The sequence below is a fragment of the Paenibacillus sp. Y568 genome, assembly GCF_059445545.1.
Map to the genome: position 1 here is coordinate 213,924 of NZ_JCAIUM010000005.1, position 17,381 is coordinate 231,304.

General features: G+C 39.3%; 16 protein-coding genes. 2 read left to right on the forward strand and 14 right to left on the reverse strand.

Going from position 1 to position 17,381, the window contains the following annotated elements; translation table 11 throughout:
• Window positions 1-182: 182 nt before the first annotated feature.
• Window positions 183-1,217 (forward strand): CdaR family transcriptional regulator, encoded by a 1,035-nt coding sequence (locus tag AC1D7X_RS09540; RefSeq protein WP_495456560.1) that lies wholly within the window; start codon window positions 183-185, stop codon window positions 1,215-1,217.
• A gap of 88 nt (window positions 1,218-1,305) precedes the next feature.
• Here the strand turns inward: AC1D7X_RS09540 and AC1D7X_RS09545 are convergent, their stop codons facing one another.
• The 12 genes from AC1D7X_RS09545 to AC1D7X_RS09600 all read right to left on the reverse strand — a co-directional run bounded on the left by AC1D7X_RS09545 (window position 1,306) and on the right by AC1D7X_RS09600 (window position 13,269).
• The gene (locus tag AC1D7X_RS09545) at window positions 1,306-2,445 is read right to left on the reverse strand and encodes a glycerate kinase family protein (RefSeq protein ID WP_495456561.1); all 1,140 of its coding nucleotides are present in this window, start codon (window positions 2,443-2,445) and stop codon (window positions 1,306-1,308) included.
• Between the two features lie 18 nt (window positions 2,446-2,463).
• The gene (locus tag AC1D7X_RS09550) at window positions 2,464-3,759 is read right to left on the reverse strand and encodes a GntP family permease (RefSeq protein WP_495456562.1); all 1,296 of its coding nucleotides are present in this window, start codon (window positions 3,757-3,759) and stop codon (window positions 2,464-2,466) included.
• 496 nt (window positions 3,760-4,255) lie between these two features.
• The gene (locus AC1D7X_RS09555) at window positions 4,256-4,756 is read right to left on the reverse strand and encodes a CarD family transcriptional regulator (RefSeq protein WP_495475095.1); all 501 of its coding nucleotides are present in this window, start codon (window positions 4,754-4,756) and stop codon (window positions 4,256-4,258) included.
• Window positions 4,757-4,829: 73 nt separating this feature from the next.
• A complete protein-coding gene (locus AC1D7X_RS09560) occupies window positions 4,830-5,921 on the reverse strand; it encodes a GerAB/ArcD/ProY family transporter (RefSeq protein WP_495456564.1) in 1,092 nt (363 codons plus the stop codon).
• Between the two features lie 12 nt (window positions 5,922-5,933).
• Entirely contained in the window at window positions 5,934-6,161 is a 228-nt protein-coding gene (locus AC1D7X_RS09565; protein ID WP_495456565.1) for a hypothetical protein, read from the reverse strand.
• Between the two features lie 6 nt (window positions 6,162-6,167).
• Window positions 6,168-7,373 (reverse strand): Ger(x)C family spore germination protein, encoded by a 1,206-nt coding sequence (locus tag AC1D7X_RS09570; protein ID WP_495456566.1) that lies wholly within the window; start codon window positions 7,371-7,373, stop codon window positions 6,168-6,170.
• Between the two features lie 14 nt (window positions 7,374-7,387).
• The gene (locus AC1D7X_RS09575; protein WP_495456567.1) at window positions 7,388-8,821 is read right to left on the reverse strand and encodes a spore germination protein; all 1,434 of its coding nucleotides are present in this window, start codon (window positions 8,819-8,821) and stop codon (window positions 7,388-7,390) included.
• A gap of 298 nt (window positions 8,822-9,119) precedes the next feature.
• Window positions 9,120-9,485 (reverse strand): GntR family transcriptional regulator, encoded by a 366-nt coding sequence (locus AC1D7X_RS09580; RefSeq protein ID WP_495456568.1) that lies wholly within the window; start codon window positions 9,483-9,485, stop codon window positions 9,120-9,122.
• Between the two features lies 1 nt (window position 9,486).
• Complete coding sequence (locus tag AC1D7X_RS09585; protein ID WP_495456569.1) at window positions 9,487-10,143, reverse strand: ABC-2 transporter permease; 657 nt, start codon at window positions 10,141-10,143, stop codon at window positions 9,487-9,489.
• On the reverse strand, window positions 10,136-10,990 hold the full coding sequence (locus tag AC1D7X_RS09590; protein WP_495456570.1) for an ABC transporter ATP-binding protein: 855 nt from the start codon (window positions 10,988-10,990) through the stop codon (window positions 10,136-10,138). Before AC1D7X_RS09590 ends, AC1D7X_RS09585 begins: the two co-directional genes overlap by 8 nt.
• Before the next feature lie 229 nt (window positions 10,991-11,219).
• Window positions 11,220-12,620, reverse strand: a complete 1,401-nt coding sequence (locus AC1D7X_RS09595; RefSeq protein ID WP_495475096.1) for a sensor histidine kinase — start codon at window positions 12,618-12,620, stop codon at window positions 11,220-11,222.
• Window position 12,621: 1 nt separating this feature from the next.
• Window positions 12,622-13,269: a response regulator transcription factor gene (locus AC1D7X_RS09600; RefSeq protein WP_495456572.1), complete on the reverse strand. Its 648-nt coding sequence runs from the start codon at window positions 13,267-13,269 to the stop codon at window positions 12,622-12,624.
• A gap of 237 nt (window positions 13,270-13,506) precedes the next feature.
• Between AC1D7X_RS09600 and AC1D7X_RS09605 the strand changes: the two genes are divergently transcribed.
• Window positions 13,507-14,316 (forward strand): hypothetical protein, encoded by an 810-nt coding sequence (locus tag AC1D7X_RS09605; protein ID WP_495456573.1) that lies wholly within the window; start codon window positions 13,507-13,509, stop codon window positions 14,314-14,316.
• Between the two features lie 444 nt (window positions 14,317-14,760).
• Here the strand turns inward: AC1D7X_RS09605 and AC1D7X_RS09610 are convergent, their stop codons facing one another.
• Both AC1D7X_RS09610 and AC1D7X_RS09615 read right to left on the reverse strand, forming a co-directional pair.
• Window positions 14,761-15,492, reverse strand: a complete 732-nt coding sequence (locus AC1D7X_RS09610; RefSeq protein WP_495456575.1) for a Crp/Fnr family transcriptional regulator — start codon at window positions 15,490-15,492, stop codon at window positions 14,761-14,763.
• Complete coding sequence (locus AC1D7X_RS09615; RefSeq protein WP_495475097.1) at window positions 15,464-17,380, reverse strand: heavy metal translocating P-type ATPase; 1,917 nt, start codon at window positions 17,378-17,380, stop codon at window positions 15,464-15,466. Before AC1D7X_RS09615 ends, AC1D7X_RS09610 begins: the two co-directional genes overlap by 29 nt.
• Between the last annotated feature and the right edge of the window lies 1 nt (window position 17,381).

The following is a 17,381-nucleotide window of genomic DNA, read 5'->3' on the forward strand; positions in this document are numbered from 1 at the left end:
GATATTTTCACCTTCATATAATACACTTTAAAATAATATTATTCAAAGCCCTATCTTATAGCCATACTTCTATATAAGACCATTAATCATTGGTATAATTTCATAAGAAACTTGACCTTGCACACTAATGGTTACACGAGAATGGTTGTTTCGTACTTATACTTTAGGAAGGAGATGCAGCTATGTATGAGTTGGAGCATCATCAGGCCCAGATCATTGTTGATAGAATGATGAAGGATATTCCCTATAACATTAATATTATGGATCATACGGGCATGATCATTGGAAGCGGAAATAAAGAAAGAATTGGTACACTGCATCATGGTGCATTGGAAGCTATAAACCAGAGAACCATTGTGGAGATTCATACAGATGAGCAATTTGTAAAGAAGGGTATTAACTTACCGATTGAATTGAATGGCCATATTGTCGGAGTGGTAGGAATTAGTGGTGAAGTACAAGAAACGCGACCCTTCGGAAACCTCTTAAAATCTGCTGTCATTTTATTGATCAATCAAAGCATCACATTAGAAAAGGAGAACTTAAAGAATAACCTAAAGCAGGAATTTTTCAGTTTGATTATTAACTCAGACACCACTTACACCAAAGAAATAATGAACCAAGCATTAATCTATGGCCTACAGTTAACAAAACCTACCCAAATTCTATATATAGAGTCACCTAATGAGGTTAATGAAGATATCAATATAAGCTTATCCTCCTTTAAAATGTCTAAACATACGCTTTGCTTACTCATTCAGGAAGCAGATAAGTGTGAATCTCTGCACCAAATCATGAGAAATCAGCATCCGAATGCTCTCATTTCAATTAGTAAAATGAACGACACTATTTCTGATGGATTTCAACAAGCCAAATCTGCTATGCGTGTTCTGAAGGGTATCTATTTCAACGAGAAAACGATTATGTATTCCCAATGTGAATTCATAGCCGATATGGCGAAGCTACAAAAGAATGATCCAAAGGCAGAACGGCTGACCCATTTACTCGAAAATAATGATGAATTAATCAAAACACTTCAAGTTTATCTCAACTGCAATCTTAACGCCAATGAAACCGCCAGCAGACTCATGATCCACAGGAATACATTGAACTATAGATTAAATAAGATCTATACTATTACAGGTAAAGATCCCAAAAATATTTTGGAACTCGTGGAACTCATTTTTATGCTGATTAACCGTGTCCAACAAGCATAAACAGCCTCGCCGTCCTTTAGCGGCGAAGAATCGTTTAGCGTTAAAAAGAGGATGTCCCATGTTGCTTTTGGGACATCCTCTTACATTCTTATTTCAACAATCTGGCAATGCTCTCAGATGTACGAGCAACATTTTCCTTACCTTTTGCCAATAAGGTACTAATATCTGCGGCTCCATGTACAATTCCAAAGATGGAGTCAAATCCTTCATCATACAAGACCTCTACATCTTGGCCCACATATCCTGCCAAGGCGATCACCTTGATATCACTGTTAACGCTTTTAGCTGCCTTAGCTACGCCGTAAGGTGCTTTACCGAATTTCGTCTGAAAATCGATACCGCCTTCTCCTGTGAAGCAGTAATCTATATTTTGCAGCTTCTCTTTCAATCCTGTATATTCGATTACAATTTCAATTCCCTTTTTCATTGTAGCGTTGGTGAAAGCAATCAGGCCACCGCCAAGACCACCTGCACCGCCTGCACCTGGTACATCGACAATATCTTTTCCAAGTTGCTGTTTAATTACGTTGCTATAATGTCTTAGATTCTCATCCAATACTGCAACCATTTCAGGAGTGGCACCCTTTTGTGGACCAAAGACAACCGATGCACCTCGTTCTCCGCACAAAGGATTAGTTACATCTGAAGCTACCAAGATGTTAATATTTTTTAATTGCGGAAGCACATTAGTTGTATCGATCGAGTCCAACCCAGATAGACTTCCTCCACCAAGCAACTGTAGCTCGTTTCCTTGTTTGTCTAGGAATTTATAACCCAGAGCTTTAGCCATTCCGGCCCCTCCATCATTCGTAGCACTTCCCCCAATGCCTAGGATGATATCCGTAATACCCTTTTCAATACAATCCTTAATTAATTCACCCGTTCCTAAGGTTGTCGTAACTAATGGGTTTTTGGTTTCCTGCGTAACATGATGAATGCCACTAGCAGATGCCATTTCAATCACGCCTGTTTTGCCGTCTCCCAAAATGCCATAATGAGCAAGAACCGGTATACCAAGAGGACCTGTCACTTCTTTTTGTATCAAGGTGCCGCCTGTTGCATCTACTAATGATTGGACTGTACCTTCACCGCCATCAGCCATAGGAACATGAATACATGTTGCGTCTGGAATAGCTCTTTTTATACCTATCTCCATAGCTTCACATACTTCTTTTGCTGTCATACTTTCTTTAAACGAATCAGGAGCTAACAGAAATACTTTACTCATGATGATTCCCCATTTCCTTTATAAGATAAATCCGAAAAGAACAATTGCTATTATTGTCATCGTTATACCGACCATACCTTCATACAGGACAACCTTCATTCGGTCCTTCATACTCATGCCCATCGCATTACGTGTTACGTGGAAGTAAGTTCCATGTGGTAAACTGTCAATTACCGTAGCACCCGCATGGGTCATAACTGCAGCTGATAGAGGCGCAACCCCTGTATTTAATATCGCAGTTGAGAATGAGCCTGTAGCCAAGATCACACCTGTTGAAGTGGATGCTGTTGCTCCTGCCATCAATATACCTGCTATAGGTGCAAGGAAGACACCGGAAATACCTGTTGCTTCTACAAGAGCAACAACTTCTGCTGGAAGGGTTGACGCTGTAATCAATCCGCCAATGGCACCTGCACCAATAATGATCAGAATCGTTGGTGTCATTCGATGTAATCCTGCCGAACAATAATTCACTATTTCTTTGGTCTTACCTAATGCCACGGAGCCAACTATACCGGCAAAGGGTAGAATAAACAAAGAGTCTATTTTTAAATCTGCGAGGAAACCAACGCCTAATATCGATCCAACCGGACTAATCATCAAAAGAACAATAGCAATTACAGGAGCTACTAGAGCTTTAGATAAAGGTGGTAGATTCGTGTTACTGCTCTTTTCCAATTCCGCAGCTTCAAGCTCTGTTACTTTAGTGCCTTTAAATTTAATTAATGATGCAATAATAACCGCAACTACTAATCCGCAAATAGCTGGGACTAGTCCACCAATCATTACTTGGTTAACATCGAGTTGAAATCCACCTGCCGCTGCAATGGTATTCGGGTTAGGAGAAATGATGTTACCCGCTTTACCACCACCAGATAAAGCCACTAGCAAGGCGATCTTGGAATATCCCATTTTATGACCTACGGACAATGCGATTGGTGCAACAATCAATACAGCTACTGGAATAAATACCCCTACAGCCGTAATAACCATAGTAGCCAATGCAAGCGACAGCATGGCTTTCGTTCCACCGAGTTTATCAACAATAAATTTCGCGATGGTTCCCGCTGATCCAGATTCCATCATTACACCCGCAAATACGCCGGCTGCGATAATCCGTATAACGGTACCTTGTACACTTTGTGTTCCAGAAATGAGGATACTAATGACCTCTGAGAAATTAGCCCCTCCAATAAATCCACCAACAATAGCTCCTAGAATCAACGCATACGTCGGTGCCAGTTTAAACAAAATTAATACGATAGCTAATGCTAGTCCAGCTAAAGCGCCAATCCAGCTAATTTCCAATGCCATCTTAACTCCTCCTTAGGGTAATCATGATTTTGAATTGTTTTGTAACCCCATTGAGCCAATATGAGTAATCACCACAGACATTGTAAGTTTATTCACAATGTAGGTCTTATTCATCCACATTTACTTACATGTGTTGTAGTGAGTAGTTCTATTACCCCTTTAGGGCTTCTGTTTACTATCTTGAATACGTTTTCATTATATTTCTATTACTGACCTTAAACAATTGATATTCCAATGAATATTATTGTGCATATGCACAATATAGTATAAATTTAACAATGTCAAAGAAGAAAACATAGTTACAGCAAGTGATAGGTTGAACGAACTGCGCTTTAGGATTTCGGATCACATATGCTTAATTGTTGTATTTTGTGACAATCCTTTGATTTTTTCTTTAGAAACGCTAAAAAAGCGTTAATCCTAAGGTTAACGCTTGAATCAATTCAAATGTTAGCTTAGATGCCATGTAAGAGAATCCTATGATTGTCCTTAAAGTTTACTGATTCTCCATAATGATATGATTAACCTGTTCTGATATGGATTCGAAAGTTGTTTCCAATGAGATAGCCATCTCTTTAAACAATATACTCTCGATAGAAGTTAACAAAACTTGGTCATATGTACCAAACTTTTTATTGTTCAATTCTACTTGATGCTTTTTACGGAGTAATGTATTAGCAACTTTAGCAATCTCTTTTCGATTTCCTTTTGATACGATATTGGCATACGTTTGATGTCGTTCGTTATTTTTATCGATCCACTGTATACCCGGCAATCGAAAGGATTCAATAATTTTCTCCGCTTCGTTCCTTTCAATGAGATCTAGCATAAGGACGGATTTACTATCTACTGGAATACTGATTTTTAACTTTGCCCCGTTAAGTGGATGTAATTCGTAATAGTGCTTTGATTCACCCTCTATGGTTTTTACGCTTATGTTATCTATTCGGCAAACGCCATGTCCTGAATATATAATCAAATCACCCACATCAAACATTGTTGAATTCACCCCTCATGTCGTCAAGTTGACTGTATTAAGATTATGTCCAATTTTGAAGAGCTTATGATGGTTACGTTTTTCCTAACTGACCTCTTAACTTGCCAACCAGCCATAGTACTATAGGAAAGACGATACCGAACATCATCGCATAAAAAGGCCATACGGAATTAAACTCACTTATATATGAGATGTTAGGCCAAATATAATGGGCCATGGCCAACGCGATTAGTATTAGAGGAATTAAAAGACTGTTCGACTGTCGAAGATGGAAGGCATCTGCAAGTCCTTGTGCTGAAATGTATAGTAGGAAGGCAAGGCGAAAAAAGATGGTAACAAACCAGAATACGGCAACGCCAATTTCAAACCGTTGAAGAAACTCCCCGATACTGATTGTTCGGTCAATAAAATAAGTGGGATACGTTAAATTTGCCACAACTCCTTCACTCATCACTGCAATCATTTGCAGAACCATGAGAAAGTACATGCTAGCGCTAATCAAAGCACTTGTTATTACTGACTTTCTCCACTTTTTCGGATCAGGGATGTGCTGAACAAAAAAGAGAAACAAAATCGCTTCTAAAAAGGGAAAGGCAAACAAATAAAATGATGCATTAAAGATAGGTTTAAAACCATACTCAAACATAGGGAGCAAATTATGTAGCTCTGTTTCAGGAATAAGAGTTACCCTCACGAATATATACAGAATCAAAAGCAAAAAAAACAATATTTCTGCACACCGACCAATCACAACAGGACCCGAACGTACGGCGTAAAAAATCACGATAAGCATGATGACATATATGGCTTCATAGGGAGTCTCCGGCATAATAGATGTGGTGATAAAGTCACCTAGATTTCGAAGCGTCATGATGAACTCAAGAAAGGGAAATAAAAAAATAAAAAGGGTAGCTATCATTGTTCCGCCCAAGGATCCGAAGAGACCACGGAGATATCCCACGAAAGATTTTCCATTCATTTGCCTAGCGATGGTTGTATATAAAGGTATCAATAACAGATGAAATCCTAGGGAGAGTGGAATCGAAATCCAAGCATCCTGTTTAGCCGCAGTGGTAATTATAGACGGCAACACTAGATATGAGCTTCCTATTTGATACAGTGCAAACCACGTAATGGCTTGCCGAAAAGTTAAGTTGGTATTCATTCCAAATCTCCCTTACATATTATATTTATACAATAACTCACTTATGGGTTGGAACAGGAACTGGATAACCATTAGTGGACTTGGGAGCTCAATGTTGAAGATATGCAGTAAGGTCAATATTGAACCTATAGTCAATAATACTAAGCTAATCACCACTTCACGTACGTAATGTTGATCCTTCAATTTTTTTAGCTCGTATAATGATGCTAGGATGGAGACTGCAAGAATCACATATAGCATTTACATTCACTCCTGATTGTGTTCCGTATCCATCGGACTCATGATTTTCCCGACACGGTTTAGACGATATTGGATATGGACATCCACCTCGATTTTTTGAAATCTCTTCCCCCAGTCATCTTTCCATGTATGCCATTCACGAGGGAACTTCCGATGAAAGGCTTCTCCAAACCCGAATATATCGGAACCCATTTGTTGTGCATTCCGAACGCCTTCCTTCAAGATCTGTTCCTGCTGCTCTCTAACTGCATCTTGAAAATCTTTAAATACCCTACCATCCTTCAAGTTCGCATTGCAGGCAACCTCTCCGATATTGGATTCCATATTTACAAATAGGGAAATATGAGGTTCATGATCTATTACTTCTGGATGTATCTTTACCTTAGAATTGATTACTTCAACGGCAAATTTCCCCTTGGAATCCGGACAATCGATCGAGCCTACTGTACTAGAGACACGGTTCGTTATATAGGTGAACGCCTTACTTTTGGATTCATCCATCCAACCGATAAGTCGATCCTTCTGAAAGACACCAATACCGGTAAATTCGTAACTTGTATGTTTAGGTGAACTTTTCACATTCTCAATACTTAGACCTTTCTCCAGATTTCTCAGTCGTATGCCGGTTAGAACAGGTTCAATGCCTTCTTTGGCGAACCGCTGCAACAAATCCTTCACATTGACGGCGGAGGTGGGTGCCCATGCCTTTTCGGACACTTTTAATGCCTTATACATATCCATTGCAGGCAAAACCTCGGTTGGAGCAACAAAAGTAACAGCGTCCTTAGCCGAATTGCCTCTGACAACAGCCAAATAGAAATCAGGGCGTACTTCAGGGTCACGAAACAGGAAGTCCAAAGATTCTTTAATACCCTTTCTTGCAGTTTCCTCATCGAAGATCACAAACTTTAAGTGAGACATATACATTTTCCTGGATGATTCGGTTGTAAATTTTCGAACAGCTTCAAATATGGTATCGGCACGTTTTGAAAACACAATCGTTGGTGAGCGTTCCATGGTTCGGTTCATTGACATTTGCGATGGATCGACCACTTGTACACTAATCTCATATTGATCACCAACGGTATCGATGCCGAGAGCCACGACGACCGACAATTCGTTCAATTCTTTACTATTCCAGCACCCGGTAAGAACAGCCAATAGGAAAGAGGAAATAAGCACGGATATAATGGTAGATCGGTGCAGATTCATTATGCCTTACTCCTTTATTTTTTACTTTTGGCTCTTTTATTTCCAAATGGAAAACGTAATATAGCATCTCTTTGCTTCGACGAATTGTAATTAGCTAAGGGACTCAAGTAAGGTACACCGAATGAATCTATCCCATTTAAATGGACTAAGAGCATAATGATCCCAACAGTCAATCCATATACTCCGAACATAGCTGCCAACCCCATGAACCCAAATCGCAATAGTCTGATTGGAAGGGCCATGGTGTATGAAGGGATAACAAAGCTGGAAATAGCAGTTATTGCAACAACAATGACCATAACAGCTGAGACGATGTTTGCTTCGACGGCTGCCTGTCCAATAACAATTGAGCCAACGATGGAAACCGCCTGACCAACCGTTCTCGGCATGCGAAGACCTGCTTCTCTAAGAATTTCAAAAATGACTTCCATGATCATCGCCTCAACAAATGCCGGAAATGGGACCCCTTCTCGTTGCGCAGATAAGCTTAATAACAGGACCGTTGGAATCATATCTTGATGGAACGTCGTTAATGCAATATATATGGACGGTGCCAACATACATATAAATAGTGAAAAATACCTTAATATGCGAATGATACTGCTATAAATAAAAGATTGATAATAATCTTCTGCGGATTGTATGAAATCCACAAACACTGCAGGCGCAAGAAGAACGAAGGGCGTTCCATCAACAAATATCGCGATTTTCCCCTCCATAATACCTGCAGCAATAGAGTCAGGACGATCAGAGTTATAGAAGGTTGGGAAGATGGAGAGTTGTTTCCTACCACGGAGGCATTCCTCTAGATATTCACTCTCAAGCACGCCTTCTATAAGCATGTTCTTTATTCTGGATATCATATTCTGCACCATATCCAGATCAGCGATCTCATGTATATACATGACCGATATGTCGGTCTTTGTCTTTTCCCCAACTTTAAGTGTACATACTCGTACTCTTGTATCCTTCACCTTGCGGCGAACCATTGTCGTATTCGTACTCAAAGTTTCCGTAAACGACTCTTGTGGACCTCTGACAACAGGCTGCGTCTTCGATTCTGTAATGCTACGTTCTTCCCATCCAGGTAAGGGAATGCCCAATCCATCATCTATACCGTCCAATAACAGGAGGAGGCTTCCAGAGAGGATCTGATCCAACGCATCTTCAAAGCTCTGAACGAAGTTTGCTTCTCCGACGTCCAGAATATCATCCTTTAAAAATGTTAAGGTCATCATCTCATCTGAAGAGGTACGGTCATGCAGCGGCCGAATCACATTATCCTGTATCTTCTGCATGTCCGTCATTCCGTCTAAGTAAAAAAGAGCAGCATGTTTATTACCGATTGTCATTTTACGAACAATAAAATCCGAACTGCTTCCCATGAAATCACAAATGAGATCGATATTCTGACTTAATGACTTGGAGAATTTAGTTTGTACCTTCATTTTTCAATAATCCTCCCTCCGATCTGTACGATTTGGACAAAGACCTGGAATGGTAAATATGATCTTTCTGTACTTTATGGTTATTGAAATCCGCCCTCTAAGGCAATTTTTTGTAGTATGTGTAATTATTTATGTAGTATCCTGAAACATCATAAAAAACCAAGTAATTCATTGCGCTCTTTATTTCGCTACACAAAAAATCCCCTCCAAGTACCATCGTATCCACATGCTAATACATGAGGTTTTCTACGAATGATTACTTGAAGGGGACGAAGACTTATCGTCAACAACTCCGGTATTAATAAATCTTCTTCAACAGCTCAATAACTTCATCCAGGGTGAGGCCAAAGGATTTGTAGTAGGATGTGTCGCTTTCCATTTGCTTTAAGATCATTTCGTTCCGGATTCGCAGCATCTCCTCGGGAGAGAACTCGGCTACAAAACACCCTTTACCTGTTACGGTATTAATCAATCCACTCCGTTCGAGCTCTTCCCAAGCTTTCTTTACAGTGATGACGCTAACGCGAAGCTCTTGGGCTGCTTGTCGAATGGGTGGCAGACAATAGGCGCTTTCTAATTTGCCTTTCAGGATCTGGGCGCTGATCTGTTCGAAAAGCTGTTGATAAATTGGTTTCTCAGATGTATTCGAGATAGATACGTTCATTTTATAGAATCTCCACTTTTAGGAATCGTTTAACCGCCATCCGATAGGCAATCATGATCAATGCAATAAATATCACGATTCCTCCGATCAGAATAGAGATTTGAAGTCCTGTATTATTGGCCCCGGAACCATTGAACATATCGGACACAACATGACTTTGGACTCCAATCCATTGGGCAACTCCGGCGAACAGCATAGCGGCTGTTATGGATACAATCGCTGGGATGCCATATTTATATGCCGTCTTGTAATACATCGGGATAAAGATTACGTTGAAGATCGCAAGCATGATGAAACATAACCCCCAGAATCCCAAGTGCGGTGCGAAAAAAATATTGTCCAGATTCGGATATAAGCGGAGGTTAATCATGCCAAATATCATAGCCATAACGATATGCAATAATTCCAAGATGACGATAACAAACACCCTTGCTTTCACGATGTCTTTTTTGGTGACGGGCATCATCGAGGTAAACATCAAATCATTCTGCGCTCTAAATTGGCCAAATATATTCGGTATCGTGATCCAGCAGAAATATAGAATGACAATGAAATACAACCATCCGGGAATAAGCATTAAGGACCCTAAAATAGCAGGTGTGATCAGGAATATAGAACTTATCCCTATTTTTAAATCCTTCATCACTAAATTATACATACGTATCCTCCCTTTTCGCAAAATAAATCATGATTTCCTCAAGACTCGGCGTGGTTGCTCTAATATCGGAAGAAGAATCAAAGTCTCCGGAATGAATCAATCCAGTAAATCCAAAAGAGTTAACTTTATAGGAAATCATCTTTGCTTTCACCTGGTCTAGTTGGTTTTCGTTGCCACTCAGTAAGCGATAGGACTCCATAAGTTCGTTTTTCTCTGAACTGGCGATGACTTGCCCATTATTGATAAAAGTTATGAAATCCGCGCATTTCTCTAAATCCGATGTAATGTGAGTAGAGAAAAGAATGCTTATTTCGCCATCGATAACGAGTTCTTGAAAAATATCCAACAGATCGTCTCTTGCAGCTGGATCGAGCCCGCTTGTCGGTTCATCGAGGATGAGAAGCTTTGCGCCGTGGGATAAGGCAATGGCCAAACTGTACTTTACCCTCATTCCCGTCGACAGTTCAGCCACTTTTTTGTTTTCATCCAATTTGAATCTTCTCAGATAGTTATAATAAGTTTCATCATTCCAATTCTTGTAGAACTTCTTGATGATATCAGTCAATATTTTTATCTTGCTGCGAGGATAGAAGTCAGTACCACCAAAGGCGCATCCAATCTCCTGTTTTAATTCGATTTCATGTTCGGCGATATCCTTTCCCAAAATACGTACTTCACCGCTGTCGATATGAATCATATTCAGAATTGATTTGATGGTGGTCGTTTTTCCCGCGCCATTGGCACCGATGAAACCCATAATATAGCCCTTCTCTAGTTGAAACGTTATATCCTTTAACTCAAAGTTCGGGTATTTCTTGTTTAAGTTCCGAATATTTAATGCCAGCATGTCATACCTCCTCATAAAAATTGTGTATATTGTGTATACACAATATATCACGGAGGATTGTTGAAGTCAATTGGGACATTACCTAATTTTAGAATATTTATTGAGTAAATGTTAGTGACGTGCTAGACCATTAATCACAAGAAGGGAGCTTTCCCCGAAAGTAGATTTTTCTACCTAAGGGCAAGCTCCATTTTCAAAATAGCCGATATTTGTTCTTAACCTCTTTAAGTTAACCTTCTTGAAAAGTGACCTTTGCTATTGTATTCTCATTAGGCTTTGAAGAAAAGGATAACTCTGCATGATGCTTCTTAGCAATCTGCGCACATAATGCGAGTCCCAATCCATTTCCCCCTTCTTTTCTACTTCTTGCCTTATCTACTCTATAAAATGCTTCTGTCACCTGAAGGAGCTGATTCTCTGTCATTCCCTTTCCGTTATCTTCTACTTCAATAATTTTTTTCCCTTTTTCAAAATAAGCTCTCATCGTAATCTTACCTTGTGTGCTACATGCCTTTATTGCATTATCTACTAAGTTCAGAACCATACTTTCTATTAAGTCTTTATTTCCCTTTAAATCTTTTAACTCACTGTAATAGACTAATTCTATTTCTTTTTCTTTAAGCTTAATATTTTCGGTTTGATGAATTTTTCCAAACAACTGTTCTATATCAATGGATACCATTACTATTTCTTTTTCTTCACGTATGATTACCAGTTCCAATAAACTTTCCGAAATATTCTTTAACCGTGTACTCTCTGATAAAATATAATTGGTTGCAGCATACTTATCTTCCTCACTTAAATGCGCCTTCTGCATATATTCAGCATATCCATAGATCGCAGTTAATGGCGTTCTCAATTCATGCGCCAAATCATCGATCAATCGCTGCTTTTCTCTCGCATGGTTCTCAAGCTCTTCCATCTGATATTGAATTTTATCCGCCATCGTATTGAAACTTTGTACAACCTCTGCGATTTCTTTGCCACCCTTAATCTCTAGCTTTTCTTTATATTCTCCATTTGCAATCTTATTTGAAATACTTGAGATTCTTTCTAGCGGTTCAAAAAGATACTCTAATAAAATATACAAGCATATACTTAAAACTCCGGAGAATAGGATACTTGCAATAAATAAAGAGATATTCATCTTCTCCCATTTATTCACTATATCTGTTATGTCTGCATAGTAGACTAACGTATATTGGCTATACTGTTCTGGTAAATTCCCCGATACTTGTATGTATTTCCTTCCATTTTGTGTCTCAACATTGATCTCCGTTATATCTTTTTCTTTAATTATATCTTTATTAGTTAATGTTACTTCTATAGGTAAACTGGAATACATACTCACCTTATCTTTATAAATCTGTAAATATATTTTTTGAATTTCATATTGCATTTTATACGAATCATAAGAACGAGCGATAGCTTCATCTGTTTCATACCCTCTATTGTTCATAGCCATTATGTCTTTAGTCATACTATTCACTAAAAAATAATGCTCTCTTAGATAGCTCTCCTTAATACCTGAAAGGTTATGTTTTGTATTGATAATACTAAATAACATAATCCCAACATTAATAAACAACAGAAATAATACCAAGGTCCATATATAGGTTTTATTTTTCATACTACACCTCTAACCGATAACCTAGTTTATACACGGTTACAATTCTCTTCTCCAACCCCAACTTTTTTCTAAGCTTCTGAATATGAACATCCACCGTTCTTGTTTCTCCTATGTATTCATATCCCCATACTAACTCTAAAAGCTTCTCTCGTGATAAAGCAATGTTTCTATTTTTTATGAGTACCTCTAATAGCTCAAATTCCTTAGGTGTATATTCAACTACCTCCTCCTTCAAAAAAAGCCTTCTACTATGAAATTCAACCCTAACATTATCTAATACAAATGTATCTTCATCCTTCTTGGTTCGCCTTAATATAGCTTCTACTCTTGCAAAAAGTTCTAACATTTCAAAGGGTTTTGTCAGATAATCATCTGCTCCCATGACAAGCCCCTTTACCCGATCCTCTACGCTTCTTCTGGCCGTTAAAAGAATAATAGGAATGCCTTTTACTTGTTCCAAAACCTCAAACCCATCCATTTTAGGTAACATAATGTCTAATACAATTAAATCAAAACTTTTATTTTTTATCATTTCTACGGCTGTCTCACCGTCCATAGCCGAATAGCAGGTATGCCCTACCAAACTTAGGTTTCTCCTTATTAATTCATTAATTGCCTCTTCATCTTCTACTATTAGAATATCTGCCATGCTTTTCACCCCATCCTATTAAACAACTAATATCCTTTTACACTTGAAATATGTACTTAGAGATACTATTCTATTTAAAAATGTATTAATATTTCGCCTTATTATCTCACATTAAAACTTAAATGTTGCCATTCTTCATTTTTTTTACAACTCTATTACAACTTAATAATACTACCTATATATTCTTTTGTTATTTTTAAATTGTCATTAAATAAGAATAACAAGGAGGACAATACAATGTCTCGAAAATCATTACTTCCAAGAAATCTTGCAAAAGACAGCTTCAAAGGTGTTAAAATTATTACTTTTATAGGTGTCGCTTCCCTGATCTTCACACAAGCCATAATAGCTAGTGATCTGGAAACTACCACTAAAGTCCCTACTACTTACAATGTCTCTGAACTTTCTGACTTAGTGAATAGGCAAATTCCTGATGGGTATGTAAAAGCTAATTATGAGGCTATCTATTCCGCTGATACTCACAGTAAAACACCTAGTTCTAAAGATTTATCTTTACAAGAAGCTGCTGAAATAGCTGCCCAAGAAATATTTAAATTTTCCGGCGAAAAACTTAATAACCAAACGCTCCAAATGTCCTATTTCCCTCAAACTGGTGGACCTAATTCTACGTGGGAGGCCCATGTAAACATTACACCTTCCTACCGATTTTTAGCTGAAATAGATGGAAGTACGGGTGAACTCATTCGCAGCAAATGCATTGGTGGTCCTGATATAGACAACAATTTCGACATTGATGCACCTTCAACCAGAATACTCTCATCTCAACGACTGGATTCTGCTCCCAAACAATTTGCTGAACAATTTACTCTTGATGACTCCTATGCAAAAGTCCAGAATCTTATCACAGAAAAAGGTTATATAGCTGAACCTATTAAATCCATAACCTATAAGTATATCTCTACCGATGCATTCGCAGTAGCTTCACATACCTTTGAGGTCACAACGGCTTCTAATAAACTCTATTATGTTGCACTCTCGGAGGATCTTACTCAACTGAGAGACTATGTTGTTTTAGGAACGAAATAATATTACTGATATAGAGCTCCTGGAGATATGAGAGTTACGCCGGAACAGCTGTATACCTAAAGGGTATACAGCTGTTTTATTTTAAAATTCACTTATGATACTTTTCACCTCAACGGTGTGCCCCAAAGTTCAGCGAGCTACAAAACCCTTTTGAGAAATACCTTATACCGATATACCCGAGTGTGTGTCTATCCGCTTGAGTTGAAAGAACGGCTTGCCCTTTGACCAATGGATAAATGGCTGCTCTATGACATAATAAGAGATCATCGCCGCAATATACGAGATTGCGACAACGGACACACTGATGCCTAACCATTGCCACACGTCATCAATACCGGAATTACGATAATCCTTTAAAACGTACATTTCGATTAACGTAGATATTGTCCGCTTAATTTTATTTGATATAATCCGTTGCGTTCTTTGTTTGCTTGATTAGATGTTCTATTCATTCAATTGTTTAAGACTCTCATGGTCTACTATGTTGATTTGGCGTTGACCTACGAGCTTAATCCACCCTTGTTCCTGGAACAAGGCAAGCTTGCGACTTAGGCTTTCCTGCGTTGTTCCGATCATCACTGCTAAGTCTTTCTTACTTACGGGCAGTATTAGCACGTTATCCTCGAGGTGATCATTCTGTTGATCGTGCAACATTACCAGTAAAGTCTTTGCGATTCGTTGCTCAACATCATATAGAGTAAGCTGCTCTAATTTATCTTCTGCCATTTCAATGCGTTCTGTATACCTCTCAAGGAACTTGATAGCAATCTGAGGTGTTCTCAACATTAAATCATTGATGACTTTGCCTTGAATTAGACAAATTTCTGTAGGTTCCAATGCTTCGGCGGTGTTAGTTAATACCGTATGACTGAATAAAGACAACTCCCCAGTGAAATCACCGGGGCTAAGAATACGTACAATCTGCTCCTTACCCGAAGGGGAGTAGCGAGATATCTTCACACTGCCCCGATGGACTATCCATAAATTCGCTGAGGAATGACCAGGAGAGAAAATAACTTCACCCTTTATATATTGTTTGCTAACAGAGACGTTCATGACCTCTATCTTCTCATCAGGCGATAAAACATCCAAAATAGGTACATTGTTGATACATAGTGCTGGGGATTGCTGACCCGCAACATACAATTTACTTGCTTGATGATGATTGCATTCCATTACGAATCCCTCTATTCTTGTTCGATAATATAGGTCGGCTAGTCTTTACGCCTTGGTAGCGTGTTAGACGAATCGCATTAATGATTACTAGCAATACACTTAATTCATGTACGAGCATCCCGGAAGCCATAAATACATTTCTAGTTAACACACCGATTAATAGAGTCATGACGATGACTACAGCGAAGTAAATATTTTGCCTCATATTGTTCATTGTAGCATGGCTAAGTCCCAAGGCGTATGGAAGGTTCACTAGACGATCTGACATAAGTACAACATCGGCTGTCTCGATCGCGACATCAGTTCCTGACCCGCCCATAGCAATTCCTACATCGGCAATGGCTAGAGCGGGAGCATCATTCACGCCATCACCAATCATTGCAACGATAAATTCCTTCTGCAGCTCTTGTAATATCTTGACCTTATCGTCAGGTAACAGTTCCGCGTAATATTGATCAATTCCAAGTTCATGCGAGACCGCAGCTGCGGTCCGTTCGTTATCACCCGTTAACATGACTACCTTTTTAACACCAGACTTTTTCAAGTTATGAACAAGTTCAAAGGCATCATCCCGTAATACATCTGCAATAGAGATTAGCCCTAACACCCGTTTATCATCCGCGACAAAGACGACCGTCTGTGCCCTATTCTCCTCTTGAGATACGTAATTGGCTACTTCCTGATCATAATGAATGTTGTGGTCCGCCATTAACCTTCGATTTCCGATAAATAGATTCATTCCTTCAACCGTGGCAGCTACCCCTTTGCCGGGCAACGCCTCGAACTGTTCTGCGGGTATAATCTTAGAAGCGAATCTCGATGAAGCCTCCGCAACGATGGCTCTAGCCAAATGGTGCTCGGATGCATATTCTGCACGGGCTATCATCTGCAGGAGCTCATCCTCGTTCATGTGAAACATCTTGAGTCGCGTGACCTGGGGTTTACCAATGGTGAGTGTACCTGTTTTGTCAAAAGCGACCACTTGAACTTTCCCCGCCGTTTCTAACGTCTCACCACCTTTAAACAGAATACCGTTCTTTGCACCGTTCCCGATTCCAGCTACGATAGAGACCGGAGCAGAGATAACCATGGCACCCGGGCAAGCAATAACTAACAATGTCAGTGTTAATTCAATATCTCTAGTAAAGGCATACACGATAATAGCTAATATAAAAATAGCAGGAGTATAGTAACGAGCGAATTTCTCAATGAATTTCTGCGTTGGTGCTTTCGATTCCTGTGCTTCCTCAACCATATTTAGAATACGAGCAAACGTCGTGTCGTCACCGACCTTCTCAGCAATAATTTCTAAATATCCATGCTCGATGACCGTTCCGCTGAACACTTTCGCATCCTTGTCTCTACTGACTGGAACGGACTCTCCTGTAATAGCTGCTTGGTTGATCGTAGCTTTTCCTTTGAGAATAGTACCATCCACCGGAATGCTTTCACCGGGACGGACTAGAACAATGTCTCCTTGGATCACTTCATCAGGTGATAACTTAACCTCTATCCCATCACGCATGACAGAGGACGTCGTAGGTGCCAAATCCATCAATGTTTCCAATGAAGAACGAGTCTTTTCAATAGTTCTCGCTTCTAGATATGAACCGAATATGAATAGGAAGGTGACGGCTGCCGCCTCCCAGTATTCCTGGATTATGATGGCCCCGATGACAGCTACCGTAACGAGTGCTTCAATTCCTAATATGCGATAACGTATTGCTTGAATGGCATTCCTCATAATCGGATACCCTGCGCTAAGCGCGGCTGTAATCATGAGCATGTTAGAGAATAAATCCAGCACGTTCCATAATTCCAGTAGAAAAGATATAGCGATAAGCAGCCCAGAAATCACTATAACCCTTTCTTTCTTCTTTCTAGACATG

What these genes read in the sequence shown, in the direction of transcription:
- AC1D7X_RS09540 (WP_495456560.1), top strand. Translation starts at nt 183, where the DNA reads ATGTATGAGTTGGAGCATCATCAGGCCCAGATCATTGTTGATAGAATG.
- AC1D7X_RS09545 (WP_495456561.1), bottom strand. Translation starts at nt 2,445, where the DNA reads ATGAGTAAAGTATTTCTGTTAGCTCCTGATTCGTTTAAAGAAAGTATG.
- AC1D7X_RS09550 (WP_495456562.1), bottom strand. Translation starts at nt 3,759, where the DNA reads ATGGCATTGGAAATTAGCTGGATTGGCGCTTTAGCTGGACTAGCATTA.
- AC1D7X_RS09555 (WP_495475095.1), bottom strand. Translation starts at nt 4,756, where the DNA reads ATGTTTGATGTGGGTGATTTGATTATATATTCAGGACATGGCGTTTGC.
- AC1D7X_RS09560 (WP_495456564.1), bottom strand. Translation starts at nt 5,921, where the DNA reads ATGAATACCAACTTAACTTTTCGGCAAGCCATTACGTGGTTTGCACTG.
- AC1D7X_RS09565 (WP_495456565.1), bottom strand. Translation starts at nt 6,161, where the DNA reads ATGCTATATGTGATTCTTGCAGTCTCCATCCTAGCATCATTATACGAG.
- AC1D7X_RS09570 (WP_495456566.1), bottom strand. Translation starts at nt 7,373, where the DNA reads ATGAATCTGCACCGATCTACCATTATATCCGTGCTTATTTCCTCTTTC.
- AC1D7X_RS09575 (WP_495456567.1), bottom strand. Translation starts at nt 8,821, where the DNA reads ATGAAGGTACAAACTAAATTCTCCAAGTCATTAAGTCAGAATATCGAT.
- AC1D7X_RS09580 (WP_495456568.1), bottom strand. Translation starts at nt 9,485, where the DNA reads ATGAACGTATCTATCTCGAATACATCTGAGAAACCAATTTATCAACAG.
- AC1D7X_RS09585 (WP_495456569.1), bottom strand. Translation starts at nt 10,143, where the DNA reads ATGTATAATTTAGTGATGAAGGATTTAAAAATAGGGATAAGTTCTATA.
- AC1D7X_RS09590 (WP_495456570.1), bottom strand. Translation starts at nt 10,990, where the DNA reads ATGCTGGCATTAAATATTCGGAACTTAAACAAGAAATACCCGAACTTT.
- AC1D7X_RS09595 (WP_495475096.1), bottom strand. Translation starts at nt 12,620, where the DNA reads ATGAAAAATAAAACCTATATATGGACCTTGGTATTATTTCTGTTGTTT.
- AC1D7X_RS09600 (WP_495456572.1), bottom strand. Translation starts at nt 13,269, where the DNA reads ATGGCAGATATTCTAATAGTAGAAGATGAAGAGGCAATTAATGAATTA.
- AC1D7X_RS09605 (WP_495456573.1), top strand. Translation starts at nt 13,507, where the DNA reads ATGTCTCGAAAATCATTACTTCCAAGAAATCTTGCAAAAGACAGCTTC.
- AC1D7X_RS09610 (WP_495456575.1), bottom strand. Translation starts at nt 15,492, where the DNA reads ATGGAATGCAATCATCATCAAGCAAGTAAATTGTATGTTGCGGGTCAG.
- AC1D7X_RS09615 (WP_495475097.1), bottom strand. Translation starts at nt 17,380, where the DNA reads ATGTCTAGAAAGAAGAAAGAAAGGGTTATAGTGATTTCTGGGCTGCTT.